Annotated in this window: 12 protein-coding genes; 6 read left to right on the top strand and 6 right to left on the bottom strand. The window is 55.6% G+C overall.

The features are described from left to right. The first annotated feature begins 17 nt into the window (after positions 1-17). Entirely contained in the window at positions 18-1,388 is a 1,371-nt protein-coding gene (locus ACFE33_RS14565) for a glutamate--cysteine ligase (RefSeq protein ID WP_380054901.1), read from the top strand. A gap of 3 nt (positions 1,389-1,391) precedes the next feature. On the opposite strand, the gene ACFE33_RS14560 is transcribed toward ACFE33_RS14565, so the two are convergent. The 4 genes from ACFE33_RS14560 to ACFE33_RS14545 are packed head-to-tail and all read right to left on the bottom strand — an operon-like array spanning position 1,392 to position 4,678. Continuing rightward, on the bottom strand, positions 1,392-1,841 hold the full coding sequence (locus ACFE33_RS14560; RefSeq protein ID WP_380054898.1) for a hypothetical protein: 450 nt from the start codon (positions 1,839-1,841) through the stop codon (positions 1,392-1,394). Further along, on the bottom strand, positions 1,842-2,447 hold the full coding sequence (gene plsY / locus ACFE33_RS14555) for a glycerol-3-phosphate 1-O-acyltransferase PlsY (protein WP_380054895.1): 606 nt from the start codon (positions 2,445-2,447) through the stop codon (positions 1,842-1,844). Further along, on the bottom strand, positions 2,434-3,720 hold the full coding sequence (gene pyrC, locus ACFE33_RS14550) for a dihydroorotase (protein ID WP_380054892.1): 1,287 nt from the start codon (positions 3,718-3,720) through the stop codon (positions 2,434-2,436). The genes plsY and pyrC overlap by 14 nt, the downstream gene beginning before the upstream one ends. Before the next feature lie 25 nt (positions 3,721-3,745). Continuing rightward, a complete protein-coding gene (locus tag ACFE33_RS14545) occupies positions 3,746-4,678 on the bottom strand; it encodes an aspartate carbamoyltransferase catalytic subunit (protein WP_380054889.1) in 933 nt (310 codons plus the stop codon). A gap of 128 nt (positions 4,679-4,806) precedes the next feature. Here ACFE33_RS14545 and ACFE33_RS14540 point away from each other — a divergent pair, with 128 nt between their 5' ends. The 4 genes from ACFE33_RS14540 to ACFE33_RS14525 all read left to right on the top strand — a co-directional run bounded on the left by ACFE33_RS14540 (position 4,807) and on the right by ACFE33_RS14525 (position 11,126). Continuing rightward, entirely contained in the window at positions 4,807-5,619 is an 813-nt protein-coding gene (locus ACFE33_RS14540) for a uracil-DNA glycosylase family protein (RefSeq protein WP_380054886.1), read from the top strand. After that, positions 5,612-6,142: a molybdenum cofactor biosynthesis protein B gene (moaB, locus tag ACFE33_RS14535; RefSeq protein WP_380054883.1), complete on the top strand. Its 531-nt coding sequence runs from the start codon at positions 5,612-5,614 to the stop codon at positions 6,140-6,142. The genes ACFE33_RS14540 and moaB overlap by 8 nt, the downstream gene beginning before the upstream one ends. 104 nt (positions 6,143-6,246) lie before the next feature. Further along, the gene (locus ACFE33_RS14530) at positions 6,247-7,728 is read left to right on the top strand and encodes an efflux RND transporter periplasmic adaptor subunit (protein WP_380054880.1); all 1,482 of its coding nucleotides are present in this window, start codon (positions 6,247-6,249) and stop codon (positions 7,726-7,728) included. Positions 7,729-7,730: 2 nt separating this feature from the next. Further along, the gene (locus ACFE33_RS14525) at positions 7,731-11,126 is read left to right on the top strand and encodes an efflux RND transporter permease subunit (protein ID WP_380054876.1); all 3,396 of its coding nucleotides are present in this window, start codon (positions 7,731-7,733) and stop codon (positions 11,124-11,126) included. On the opposite strand, the gene ACFE33_RS14520 is transcribed toward ACFE33_RS14525, so the two are convergent. Beyond that, entirely contained in the window at positions 11,123-11,923 is an 801-nt protein-coding gene (locus ACFE33_RS14520; RefSeq protein WP_380054873.1) for a protein-disulfide reductase DsbD domain-containing protein, read from the bottom strand. The genes ACFE33_RS14525 and ACFE33_RS14520 overlap by 4 nt on opposite strands. A gap of 62 nt (positions 11,924-11,985) precedes the next feature. On the opposite strand from ACFE33_RS14520, the gene ACFE33_RS14515 reads away from it, so the two are divergent. Beyond that, positions 11,986-12,606: a YqgE/AlgH family protein gene (locus ACFE33_RS14515; protein WP_380054870.1), complete on the top strand. Its 621-nt coding sequence runs from the start codon at positions 11,986-11,988 to the stop codon at positions 12,604-12,606. On the opposite strand, the gene ACFE33_RS14510 is transcribed toward ACFE33_RS14515, so the two are convergent. Continuing rightward, complete coding sequence (locus tag ACFE33_RS14510; RefSeq protein WP_380058740.1) at positions 12,603-13,541, bottom strand: L-threonylcarbamoyladenylate synthase; 939 nt, start codon at positions 13,539-13,541, stop codon at positions 12,603-12,605. The genes ACFE33_RS14515 and ACFE33_RS14510 overlap by 4 nt on opposite strands. Positions 13,542-13,644 lie beyond the last annotated feature (103 nt).

The raw sequence follows: 13,644 nt of genomic DNA, 5'->3' as shown, positions 1-13,644 counted from the left end.
CAATTGGAGCCAATCCCATGTCTATTCCTCAATCTGGCGGAGGCCCAATCGAAAGCCACGATCAACTTGCACAGCTCTTGTCAGATGGTTGTAAGCCTAAATCGGATTGGCGCATCGGTACCGAGCACGAGAAATTCGGCTACTGCATAGATTCGCAAATGCCGCTTCCTTATTCGGGGGAGCGCTCGATTGAGGCTGTACTCTCGGGGCTGCGTGACAAATTTCAATGGGCACCCGTTGAGGAAAATGGCAAACTTATTGGTCTGACTAAGGATGGCGCGAATGTTTCGCTTGAACCGGGTGGGCAGTTAGAGCTCTCTGGCGCACCACTTGAGACAATTCACGAAACTTGCGACGAAGTGAACACGCACTTGCGCGAGGTTCAGGAAGTTGCCGACAAAGTAGGCGTGAAATTCATTGGCCTTGGCGCTGCCCCCATTTGGAAGCACGAGGATATGCCCGTGATGCCCAAGGGGCGTTACAAGCTGATGACGGACTATATGGATCGCGTTGGCTCGCTCGGGAAAACGATGATGTATCGGACCTGCACGGTTCAGGTGAACCTGGATTTCGCATCCGAAGCCGACATGGTGCAAAAGCTGCGTGTAGCCTTGGCGCTTCAGCCTGTCGCGACCGCGTTGTTTGCGAATTCCCCGTTTATTGATGGAAAACCCAATGGCCACAAATCTTGGCGCTCACGGGTTTGGCGGGACTTGGATCCGGCACGCACAGGGACGCTTCCGTTCGTTTTTGATGATGGCTTCGGATTTGAAGCATGGGTGCAATATGTGCTCGATGTGCCGATGTATTTTGTCTATCGGGACGGGAATTATATCAACGCGCTGGGCCAGAGTTTTCGCGACTTTCTTAAGGGTGAACTTCCTGCATTGCCCGGCGAAAAGCCGAGCCTCTCGGATTGGGCGGATCACCTGACCACTGTTTTCCCCGAAGCGCGGATCAAGCAGTTTCTGGAAATGCGCGGCGCAGATGGTGGTCCATGGCGTCGTCTTTGTGCTTTGCCCGCGTTCTGGGTTGGCATGTGCTACGAGCAGTCTTCGCTCGATGCGGCATGGGATTTGGCGAAGGGCTGGGATGCTGAGACTCGCGAGGGTCTAAGAGTTGCGGCGTCGGTTGACGGGCTTCAGGGCGAATTTAACGGAATTAAGCTTCACGATCTGGCGCGCGAATGCGTTGCGATTGCCGATGCTGGCCTTGCCGCACGTGCGCGCCCAGGGGCGGGTGGCTTGATTCCTGATGAAACGCACTTCCTCAACGCTCTCAAGGAAAGCGTTGAATCAGGTCGCACACCCGCGGACGAATTGCTTGAGAAATATCACGGCGAGTGGAATGGCGACCTAAGCCGTATCTATGAAGAGTATAGCTACTAGGCTCTATTCCTGAGTGGATTTGCGTCGGAAGGTAAATAGCCGATAGAGCAGGGCGGCAAAGGCGCTCCATGTAAACATGGCCGCAAATCCGAGCGTATAGCTGATCTCGAAACTCGTCTTGAGAGCATCCATCGTGCGCTGCCCCGAGAACAGAGAATCAAACAGGAACGTGACGAACGGCGCAGGGAGATTGGCAATCAACCCCACAACTCCCCAGCGCAACATTGTTGGCTTGCGCTTCCTGGAGCCAAAGAAAAGTGCGGGCCAGCCGATCAGAATATAGGCCGAAGAGAGCAGGATCAGCGATATCGAAGTGGTAATCAGAAAGCCGATTCTATGCGAAGCTGTGAAATGAAAAACGGCAAAGCTGACAGCAACGAGAACCAATGGCGACAATATCAAGCTAAGGAAAAAGGCCCAAAGTCGTAACCTGTAATTCTCGGATGTGTCCATTTATCTCTTCCCAATTTTTGGTTCGGTGCCGGTCCTTAGACGCGCAATGTTGGCGCGGTGACGCCAGTAAATCAGAAGCGCGAGCACAACGCCAAGTATAAAGGTTGCGTCTTGGTCCAAGAAAACCATCCAGATGGGCGCAAACCCTGCGGCCAAGAGTGCGGCAAGCGATGAGTAGCGAAGCGTCAGAGCAAAGAAGAGCCATGTTCCACAGGCCGCAGCGCCAACAAGTGGATTAAGGGCGAGCATGATCCCCAGATAGGTCGCAACCCCTTTGCCCCCAGCGAACTTCAACCAGACGGGATAGCAATGTCCAAGAAACGCAGCTAGGCCCGCGATTTGAGCGGCGTCCTCTCCCCACATTGCGTGCGCGATTAGGACGGCAACGGCCCCTTTGCCAGCGTCAAAAATAAGCGTTAGCGCAGCGGCAGATTTGTTCCCCGTCCTCAGGACATTCGTAGCACCAATGTTGCCTGAACCGATTTCACGCAGATTCCCAAGGCCCATGACGCGTGCCAGTATCATCCCGAAGGGGATTGATCCGAGCAGGTACCCAAGCGCGGCCGCAATCGCGAGAACCATCGGGGAATGTTCAATTATTGGCATAGTCTGCTCCGAATACGGCTTTGCCTGCGACAAGACTCATGCGCACTTTGCCCTGCATTCTCTGTCCGTCAAAGGGTGTATTTTTGGATTTCGATTTTAAGGAAAAACGGTCTAGCAAAAATGGCGCATTCAGATCGAACAAAACCAGATCAGCTGGCGCTCCTTTAGCGAGGCGACCACATTCAAGCCCCAACCTCCGCGCAGGGTTTAGCGAAAGAGCGGCAAAAAGCGTGGGCAGGTCGATCAACCCGTTATGCACCAAACGCAGCGCGGCCGGCAGCAATGTCTCAAGCGCCACTGCGCCAGAAGCGGCCTCTTGGAACGGAAGGCGCTTGCTCTCTTCGTCTTGCGGCGTGTGCATGGACGAGATGATATCAATGAGCCCCGTCGCGACGGCCTCGACCATCGCAAGGCGGTCGTCCTCACTGCGCAGCGGGGGTTTGACCTTAAAGAAGGTCCGATAATCACCAACGTCCAGTTCGTTCAACGTAAGATGGTGAATATTTACCCCTGCGGTCACGTCAAGTCCGGCATCCTTAGCACGTTGCAGTGCGGGCAGGGCCGTTGCCGTAGAGAGATTGTCCGCATGATAGCGCGCGCCTGTCATCTCGACGAGCGCAAGATCGCGTTCAAGCCCCATTCGTTCGGCCATTGGTGAAACGGCGGGTAGGCCGCGAAGCGAAGCAAACTTGCCAGACGTTACCGCAGCTCCCTTCGACATGGTTGGATCTTGTGGGTGCGCGATGACCAAAGCGCCGACACTCTTGGCGTAGGTGAGCGCGCGAGAGAATACCTTGCTATCGGCAATGACGTGGTCGCAGTCGGAAAATGCTGCGGCGCCCGCATCCTTGAGAAATCCGATCTCGACCATCTCGGAGCCTGCGCGACCTTTGGTGAAGGCGGCCATTGGCAGGACATGTACTGGCGCAGCTTCATTTGCACGTCGGGTTACGAATTCTAGTGCTTCAGGTGTGTCTAATGCAGGGAATGTATCGGGTCTTGTTACCATAGTTGTAACGCCGCCCGCCGCGGCCGCTGCGCCAGCGGTGCGGAAACTCTCTTTGTGGCGCTCGCCCGGTTCGCCGATTTTTACGCCGATATCAACGATACCCGGCGCAAGGTAATGCCCGCCGCAATCAATCGTGTTCTCGCATTTCGGTGGCGTGTCGGTTCCGCGATCTGCGATTATGCCGTTGTCGATCAAGAGCCACCCTAGCGTTTCGGTCTTGGCCTCTGGGTCGATCAAGGTTGCGTTCGTGAGGAGTGTTTTCATGCTTTGGCTTCCCTCGTGGTCGGCATCAGGAGTTTTGCAGGTTGCGCGCGAGTAGGTCCATCGCCGCCATACGCACGGCGACGCCCATCTCGACCTGCTCCTGAATAACGCTGCGGTTGATGTCGTCGGCAATTGTGCCGTCGATTTCGACGCCTCGGTTCATCGGACCGGGGTGCATCACAATGGCATCGGGTTTGGCATAGGAGAGCTTCTCGAAGTCCAGCCCGTAACGATGATAATATTCGCGCTCGCTGGGGATGAAACCGCCGTCCATGCGCTCTTTTTGAAGACGCAGCATCATGACGACATCCACATCCGCAAGCCCTTCGCGCATATCGTCGAATACTTCGACACCGAACTCTGAAATCTGGCTAGGCATCAAAGTTGGAGGCCCAACAAGGCGCACACGGTTCTCCATCTTGCCCAACAGAATAAGGTTACTCCGCGCAACGCGGCTGTGGGCGATATCGCCGCAAATCGCGATGGACAGGCGGTGTAGGCGTCCCTTGGCTCGACGGATTGTCAGCGCATCCAAGAGTGCCTGAGTAGGGTGTTCATGGAAGCCATCACCCGCATTCAGGACCGCGCAGTTCACCTTCTCGGCCAGTAGGTTTACCGCTCCTGAATGGGGATGCCGCACAACAAGCAGATCGGGATGCATCGCATTTAGCGTCAATGCCGTATCAATCAGCGTTTCACCTTTTTTGATGCTGCTGGCCTGCATTGCCATGTTCATCACGTCCGCACCTAGACGTTTGCCCGCCAATTCAAAGCTGGCTTGGGTGCGCGTGGAGTTTTCAAAGAACATATTGATCTGCGTAAGCCCAGCCAGAACATCGGAATGTTTGGTCTTGGAGCGGTTCAGATCCACGTAGGTATCTGCCAAGTCGAGGAGAGTGGTTATTTCATCTGGGGCAAGGTGTTCTATCCCCAAAAGATGCTTGGCGCGAAATGTCATGGCTTGCCCCCGTATCGATTTGCTCGCTTATAGAAACTGCAGCGCCAAGGGGCAATTTATTCTTTTGAGTTGATTGCGCTGGCGATTCTCGGCTTTACGCTTTGTATTGCTGGGAATACCCTTGGCGCATGGAGTCTGAATTGGGATATTACGAGGCCAAAGCCTTGCTGGAGTGGCAGATCGAACTCGGCGCCGACGAGGCGATTGAGGACGCCCCCATTGACCGATACGAAATTCCCGTGGTTCTTGCGCCGCCTGCTGCACTGAAACCCAAGTCCAAGACACCGCCAAAACCCGTAGAGAAGAGCGCCGCCGACCTTCTGGCAGAGGCACGCAAGCGGGCGGTCGAGGCAGCGCAAAATGCCAATACGCTCGACGAGCTTGCCGATGCGATGCAAAATTTCGAAGGCTGTGAGTTGAAGAAAGGCGCGCGCGGTTTCTGTTTCGCTGACGGCAATCCCAATGCCGAAATCATGGTTATCGGCGATGTCCCAAATGTGGACGAAGACCGCAACAACACGCCCTTCTATGGCATTCAGGGCCAACTGCTTGATCGAATGTTTGCCGCAATCGGCCATGTGCGCAGCGCACCCGATCCCGAAACTGCCCTATATCTTACGACGGTGCTTCCGTGGCCTACGCCCCAGAATCGCGATCCGTCAATGGATGAACTGTCCCTCATGCGGCCGTTCCTTGCGCGCCATATCGAGTTGGTGGCGCCAAGAGTTGTTGTGCTGATGGGGAACGCACCCTGTCTTTCGCTGCTTGGCAAAGGGAATATCAATCGTCAGCGTGGTAAGTGGGCAACGGCGCAAGAGCGGCCAGCCCTACCGATGCTGCATCCAGAGAAGTTGCTCCGCTCGCCACTTTCCAAACGAGAGGCTTGGGCAGATTTACTTGCCCTCCAATCGCGGCTGCGGGAGTTGAAATCAAATGGATGAACGTGAATTTTTGCCGGTACGGATCGCTGTTCTAACTGTCTCGGACAGCCGCACTCTGGCGGATGATCGCTCGGGGCAAACACTCGTTGATCGCATCGCCGCGGCGGGGCATGAGCTGGCTGCGCGTGAAATTCTTCCTGACGAGCGCCAAGAAATATCAGGTCAGCTTCGGACTTGGTGCGCAGATCCCGAGATTGACGTTATCATATCGACAGGCGGCACAGGTCTTACGGGGCGCGACGTGACGGTCGAGGCGCATCGCGATGTCTATGAGAAAGAGATCGATGCCTTTGGGACGGTATTTACAATCGTGTCGATGAAGAAGATCGGCACCTCCGCCGTTCAAAGCCGCGCAACTGGCGGCGTTGCGAATGGCACATATCTTTTTGCCCTGCCGGGGTCACCAGGGGCGTGCAAGGACGCATGGGATGAAATTTTAATCCATCAGCTCGATTATCGACACAAACCATGCAATTTCGTCGAAATTTTTCCGCGTTTGACAGAAAATATGCGACGGAAATAGGTCCGCGCGGCGTATACGCATTATTGTGTGCATTCAATGCGCACACTTTTTGTTGAATTGGGCCATTTCTACGCTGTGGTAGACTGTGCCATCGGAGAAAATATATGCGATTTCTTGGTCGGAGCCTTATGGGGGTTCTACTTGTTTCACTTACGCTTGCATTATTGGCGTGGGGTGGGCAAATCGTTGTCTCCGCTGTGCGCACCAAGGCAGAACAAGCCGAATGGCAACAGCCCGCGCGTGAACGTGCTTTCTCTGCAAATGTGATCGAAGTTGTCGCGGGCGAGCAGACTCCTGTTTTTACCGCTTTTGGTGAGGTGCGAAGCCGTCGAACGCTGGATATTCGTGCCAAATCTAGTGGTTCTGTGGTGTTTATGGATGAAGCCTTCGAAGAAGGTGGGCGTGTTGAACAGGGGCAACTCCTCCTGAAAATCGACCCCGCCGACGCCGAAGATGCGCTGCGACGGGTCGAGGCCGATATCCTTGAGGCAACCAGCGAAATCCGCGATGCGGAGCGCGCGCTTGACCTTGCAAGAGAGGACCTCGCCGCGGCACAGTTGCAGGCCGACTTGCGAGAAGCGGCACTGACACGGCAACAGGACCTGCGCGAGCGTGGCGTCGGAACCGATGCCACAGTAGAGGTCGCAGCACTCGCGGCAGCGTCCGCGAACCAAGCGATCGTTTCGCGCCGTCAGGCCATTGCCCAAGCAGAAGCACGACTGGATCAGGCAAACACTGCTTTGGTTCGTCAAGATATCGAGAAGAAGGAAGCAGAGCGCCGCCTCGCCGAAACCGAAATCCGCGCTGAGTTCGCGGGAACCTTATCATCCGTAAATCTGGTGGCGGGTGGGCTTGTTACAACTAACGAGCAGATCGCGCAATTGGTGGACCCGACAATGCTTGAGGTCGCTTTTCGAGTTTCGACGGGCCAATACGTGCGCCTCTTGGATGACAACGGCCAATTGATCGGCGCGGATGTACGCATCAGCCTGAACGTGCTGGACCTCGACTTAAAATCCGGCGGCAAAATTACGAGAGAGAGTGGAAGTGTCGCCTCGGGACAGACGGGACGGCTGCTCTTTGCGAGTATTGATGACGCCTCCGGATTCCGCCCTGGCGATTTCGTAAGCATTAGTGCCGACGAACCCCCGCTATCGAACGTTGCGCGCGTTCCGTCGCTGGCGGTCAATGCCGCATCGGAGGTATTACTTGTTGGTGAGGATGATCGACTTGAGACAGTAAAGGTGGAAGTCTTGCGCCGTCAGGGAGATGATATTCTGATTAGGGCGGAGAACCTATATGGCAAGAACATCGTCGCCGAACGCTCGCCGCTCCTTGGGGCCGGTATCAAAGTTAATCCGATAACGCCGCAAAGCGAGCAACCCGATCAAACGGCATCTTCACAGGCAGAACCGCCAGATGAAATGGTCGAGCTCACCCAAGAGCGCCGCGACAAGTTGATCGCGTTTGTTGAGGGCAACACCCGTATGCCTGCCGACGCACGGGAGCGGATGCTCAGCTTGCTCAAAGAACCCAAGGTGCCCGCGCAGGCCGTTGAGCGCATAGAAAGTAGGATGGGGGGCTGATCATGGTGCGTGAATTGCCAAAATCTGCGGGTGGGGTGCTGTCGTATTTTACACGTCATGCGACGGCGGCGAATTTGCTACTGGTGGTTCTTATTGCCTTGGGCCTTGCGGCGGCGCCACGGATGCGCGCTCAGTTTTTTCCAGACGTAGTGATCGACAGCGTTTCGGTTTCGGTGCAATGGGAAGGTGCTGGGGCAGAGGATGTCGATGCCACTATTGTTCAGCTCCTTGAGCCGACCTTGCTAGCAGTTGAAGGGGTGGAATCTGCCACCTCTACATCGGGCGAAGGGTCGGCGCGTATCTCGCTTGATTTCGAAGATGGCTGGGACATGGCGCGCGCGGCGGACGAAGTGCAGGCCGCCGTCGATACCGTTTCCAATTTGCCCGAAGATGCCGAAGATCCCGTTGTGCGTCGTGGCGCGTGGCGTGATCGCGTCACCGATGTTGTCATCACCGGACCTGTCGACGTGGACCAACTTGGCCGTCTTGCGGACGAGTTGGTCGCGCGCTTGTTTGCAGAAGGCGTAACCCGCGCAACGATCCAAGGGCTTTCAGCGCCCGAAACGATTGTTGAAGTTTCAACGACTTCGCTTATCCAGAACGACCTTTCGATGCAGGACATCGCAAGTGTCATCGCCGAGGAGGCCTCTGCCGATCCTGCGGGGGATGTTGAGGGGGCGAATATTCGCATCCGCACTGGTGTCGCCAAGAAGAGTGTGGATGAGATTTCGTCCGTCGTCCTCAAAAGCCAACCAGATGGAACACAGCTTACCATCGGCGATGTAGCAAGTGTGAGGACCTATGGCGTGGATCATGGTCGGGCCTATTTCGTTGGAGATAACCCCGCAATTTCCATTCGCGTAGATCGTTCGTCTCAGGGGGATGCGATTGGCATCCAGCGGCAGGTCGAGGGGGTTGCCGACGAAATGAGCCTTGCACTGCCCAAGGACGTTAGCATCACGCTTATTCGTACGCGGGCCGAGGCCATTACGGGGCGACTGGCGCTCTTGCTGGATAACGGGCTGATGGGGTTGGCGCTTGTTGTTAGTCTTTTATTTTTGTTCCTGAATGCTCGGACAGCGATTTGGGTTGCGGCGGGGATACCTGTTGCGATGCTGGCGACGATTGCGATCATGTATGCGGCGGGGCTGACGCTCAATATGATCTCTCTCTTCGCGCTTATCATTACGCTTGGCATCGTTGTCGATGACGCCATCGTTGTGGGCGAACACGCCGATTTTCGCGCCCGACGATTAGGAGAGTCACCCGTCGAGGCCGCAGAGAATGCCGCGAAACGCATGGCGGCACCGGTATTTTCGGCGACGGTTACCACAGTTATCGCGTTCTTTGGCCTCGTCGCGATTGGCGGGCGTTTCGGGAGCCTGATTGCGGATATTCCGTTTACGGTGATTGCCGTTCTGCTTGCTTCATTGGTCGAGTGTTTCTTGATACTTCCCAATCACCTTAGCCATGCCCTTCGACATTCTGCCAAGCAGCACTGGTACGATGCGCCGAGCCGTTTTGTGAATCGTGGCTTTACCTATGTGCGGGATAGACTTTTCCGTCCACTCATGCGCAGCGTGATCCGGTTCCGCTATCCCGTTTTCGCGGGGGCGATGCTCTTGTTGGCAAGCCAAGCTGCTTTGTTCATATCGGGCGAGGTGCGTTGGAGGTTCTTTAACGCGCCAGAGATTTCCTCCATTTCGGGGAATTTCGCGATGGTCAATGGCGCCACGCGCGATGACAGCAAAGCAATGATGCGTGAAATGCAGCGTGCCGTTGATGCGGTGGGCGAAAGCTATGAACAGGAATATGGCGTCAATCCGGTTACCTACGCGATTGCTGAAATCGGCGGAAGCGCGGGCCGCGGCCTTTCTGGTGTCGAGAATAAAGACAGTTCGCTCCTAGGCTCAATCTCGGTTGAACTGATCGACGCGGATTTGCGTCCCTATAGCAGCTTTGCGTTTATCGGATCCTTACAGGAAGAACTCAAAAATCATCCATTGGCCGAAGTTGTAAGTTTCCGAGGTGGCCGTTCAGGGCCGGGCGGCGATGCGCTTGATATTAAGCTCTATGGAGCCTCGGCGACGACGCTAAAATCCGCCGCCGAGGCGCTCAAGACACGGCTTGCCCAATTCCCAGAGGTCTCGGCGCTCGAGGATACGCTCGCATATGATAAAGAGGAGTTGATCCTAGAACTGACTCCACAGGGGCAGGCGCTCGGGTTTTCGATTGATGAACTGGGGCGCGTTTTGCGTAATCGCCTCAATGGGATTGAGGCTGCAACCTATCCTGACGGACCACGCAGCGCGACTATTCGGGTTGAACTTCCAGAAGGTCAGTTGGGCGCGGATTTCCTTGCGCAATCATATATGCAGACCTCGGCAGGCGGATATGTTCCGCTGGGAGATATCGTAACAGTCAAACGTCAAACGGGGTTCTCGACCGTGCGCCGCGAGGATGGTCTGCGCGTTGTGACGGTAACGGGGGACATCGCCGAGGATAATCCAGACGCCGCTGCGGAAATCTCTCTGCAACTACGCGAGGAAATATTGCCACAGCTAGAGGCAGATTTTGGCGTGGGTTGGCACCAAGGGGGACTGGACGAACAGAGCCGCGATTTCCTCAATGATGCGCTAATAGGACTTATTCTTTGCCTGATTGGCATCTACTTGACGCTTGCTTGGGTGTTCTCAAGCTGGACGCGGCCGATTGTCGTGATGGCCATCATACCATTTGGGCTGGTGGGAACGATCTATGGACATGCCGCTTGGGAGATTCCGATTTCGATGTTCTCGGTTGTCGGGTTGATCGGGATGACAGGGATTATCATTAACGATTCGATTGTTTTGATAACAACGATTGACGAATATTCCGAAGAGCGCGGCCTTTTCCCTGCCATCGTGGACGGTGTTGCCGATCGCTTACGTCCTGTGATGCTGACGACACTGACGACGGTTCTGGGCCTTGCGCCCTTGTTGTTTGAATCCTCTAGTCAGGCACAGTTTCTTAAACCAACGGTCGTTACGCTGGTTTATGGGCTTGGGTTTGGCATGTTCCTTGTTCTGCTGGTCGTGCCGTCGCTTGTTGCAATGCAAAACGATATGTCGCGCCACATGACCGCCCTGCGCCGTGCGGTGCGTTTTCCAGCAGGCGGGAGGATCGTTTCGGGCGGAGTGGTAGTGGCGACGGTTCTTATTGCGCTGGCATTCACTGGCACGATGGGAGCGGCGGTACTAAGTGGAAGTTTGCCATTCGCGTGGATTATTCCAAACATCGAAGAGTTGCCGCTCATGCCGACGGCCTTCCTGATATTCCTTATATTGGTGCTCGCCATTCTAGCGCTGGTGTTCGTCGCTGGTGCCATGATGCTTCGCCGACGCGAAGTCAGGAGCTAACTCGGGGCGGAGCAGCCGTCGTACTCGATCATCTCTTTTTGTCCGAGCATCGTTAGGCGAATATCGCGGCGTTGCAGGCTTGGCATCGTTCCATCGGAAATGATCTCGGAGGAGACAGAGAGCCGATTTCCGCTGCGTTCTTGTCCAGTTGTTCGGGTCCAAGTCGTGGGATCGCGATGCTCAACTATGGCGACCTCTTTGTTGTCGATAGCCGGAGAATTAAGTGTAACCTGCAAGCTCATCCCCTCTGGCGACGGCGCGAATTGACACTCAATCCTTGCGCTCCCTTTACGTGGTCCATTCGCGAGAGCGGCGGCGATTTTTGGATCAGGCGCTGTTTTCTGGGCGGGAAGGATTGCGTTGAACTTAATGACCGTTGGGATGCACACGTCTTGGCACACACCGATGTTAATCTGGCCGCTAATCGGTACATCTTGCGCTTCTGCAGAGATGCTAAGTGTTAGGGGTACGATAACCTCGTCATAATACACAAACGAACGCAGCCCGTTTTTGACCTCTGCGGTTGGGCGCGGCCAACTGAGCGAAGCGCCTGAAATTGAATTGCTATCTTGGAGATCAAGTTGTGGCGGAATACCAGCGTCCCCCGGAATGCGCCAATATGTGACCCAATCTGGGGCAAGCATAATCCGAAGTGCGGCAACATGCGTTCCGTTATCTGCGCGCCATCCGGGTAAAATAGAGAGCGAAGCCTTGGCACCATCGCCCGCGAGTACAGGCGGCGAAATTGCTAGAAGGGCGGTGCTCAGAAGCCCGCGGGCAAGTGCATGACGTTTCATTCCAGTGAACATAGCGAGGCCAGAGGATTTGGAAAATCACAAATCGCGGATGCAAACGTGATTTGCCATTTCTCGCACTTGTGTCGCGCATTTTTTCTGCGCAGACTATTCATATGGAAACAGAGGCAGATAACCTAAGCGGCAAGTTCCTTATTGCGATGCCCGGAATGGGCGACACCCGTTTTGACCACAGTGTCGTTTACCTTTGCGCGCATTCAGAAGAGGGGGCGATGGGCATCATCGTCAATAAACCCTCTATGGACATCAAGCTCGACACGTTGTTAGAGCAGCTTGAAATCCCGCGCGGAGAATTACAAAGCGATATTCGAGTGCATTTTGGTGGACCGGTTGAGCATGGGCGTGGATTTGTTTTGCACAGCACTGACTACAGCGCGGGCGAAACAACCCTTCAGGTTACACAGTCCATTGGCATGACCGCGACGCTCGGGATTCTTGAGGATATGTCGAGCGGTCACGGCCCGCAAAAGGCATTGCTTGCTCTCGGCTATGCTGGCTGGGGGCCGGGGCAGCTTGAGGCGGAAATCCTGAGCAACGGATGGCTGACGTGCGATGCGACGACGGACATCGTGTTCGATCAGGCTAACTCTGCCAAATGGGACGCAGCCTTGGCGACCTTGGGAATCAGTCCGTTAATGCTGTCCTCAGAAGCAGGTCACGCCTAGCGCGGCGCTGCGGCGCGACGAAGCCTGTCGTTAATCGCGACGCCAAGGCCAATCTCCGGAATCGGCGCCACACAGATCGTGTCCGCGTTCATTGCGTTCGCCTCATGCAGGATGCGAAACAAATTCGTCGCAGCCTCGTGCAGATCCCCACTTGGCGAGAGATTTAGATCGGCGCCCTCGATGGCTCCAAATCCAATGAAAACTTCGCCTTCGCGTTTCGCGGTGGCGTTCAGGCGCACGGGCGCGTTGGGCGCATAGTGGCTTAGAAGTTGCCCCGGTGCAGTGATTTCGCCGTTGATCGGCGCGGCAAGTAGCTGGCTAAGGCAGGCTTCAAGCGCTTCGGTTGGCAATCCGCCCGCGCGCAAAAGTGTCGGGGCCGCAGTGCAGCCAACGATCGTGCTTTCTAGCCCTACGTCGCAGGGGCCACCATTCACGATACCGTCAATTTTCCCCCAGAGCCCATCCACAACATGATCCGCAGTTGTTGGGCTTATTTTTCCAGAAGGATTCGCCGATGGGGCGGCGATCGGGCCGTCGAACTGATGTAATAGATTCTGTGCAAGCGGCGTTGCCGGAACGCGCAGGCCAACCGATCCCAATCCCGCCGTCACCAAATCCGACAGGCCAGAGTTTGCACGCAACGGAACAACAATGGTGAGCGGCCCCGGCCAGAATGCCTGTGCCAAAGCGCGCGCATTGGTGTCAAATTCGCCGTACTTTTCAGCGTGCTCTAGCGAGGCAACATGCACAATCAACGGGTTGAATTGTGGACGGCCCTTGGCTGCGAAAATATTGGCCACGGCGCTATCGTTTCGCGCATCCGCCCCTAGACCGTAAACCGTTTCGGTGGGAAACGCGCATAGGCCTCCCTCCGCAAGAATATTCGCGGCTTGGGTGATCCCGTCTTGGGATGAAGGAATAAGCACCGTTTGAATAAGAGCCTCTCTGACGTGGCGTTTTTGTTGCTGGCTTCGTGGGAAGCACTACGTTGAATGCGAATTCAAGAGACATAACGGCGCGGCAAGAATTTGCCAAGCT

It is taken from the genome of Falsihalocynthiibacter sp. SS001 (genome assembly GCF_042445055.1).
GTDB lineage: Bacteria > Pseudomonadota > Alphaproteobacteria > Rhodobacterales > Rhodobacteraceae > Falsihalocynthiibacter.
This window is presented reverse-complemented; position numbering and strand designations above follow the sequence as displayed.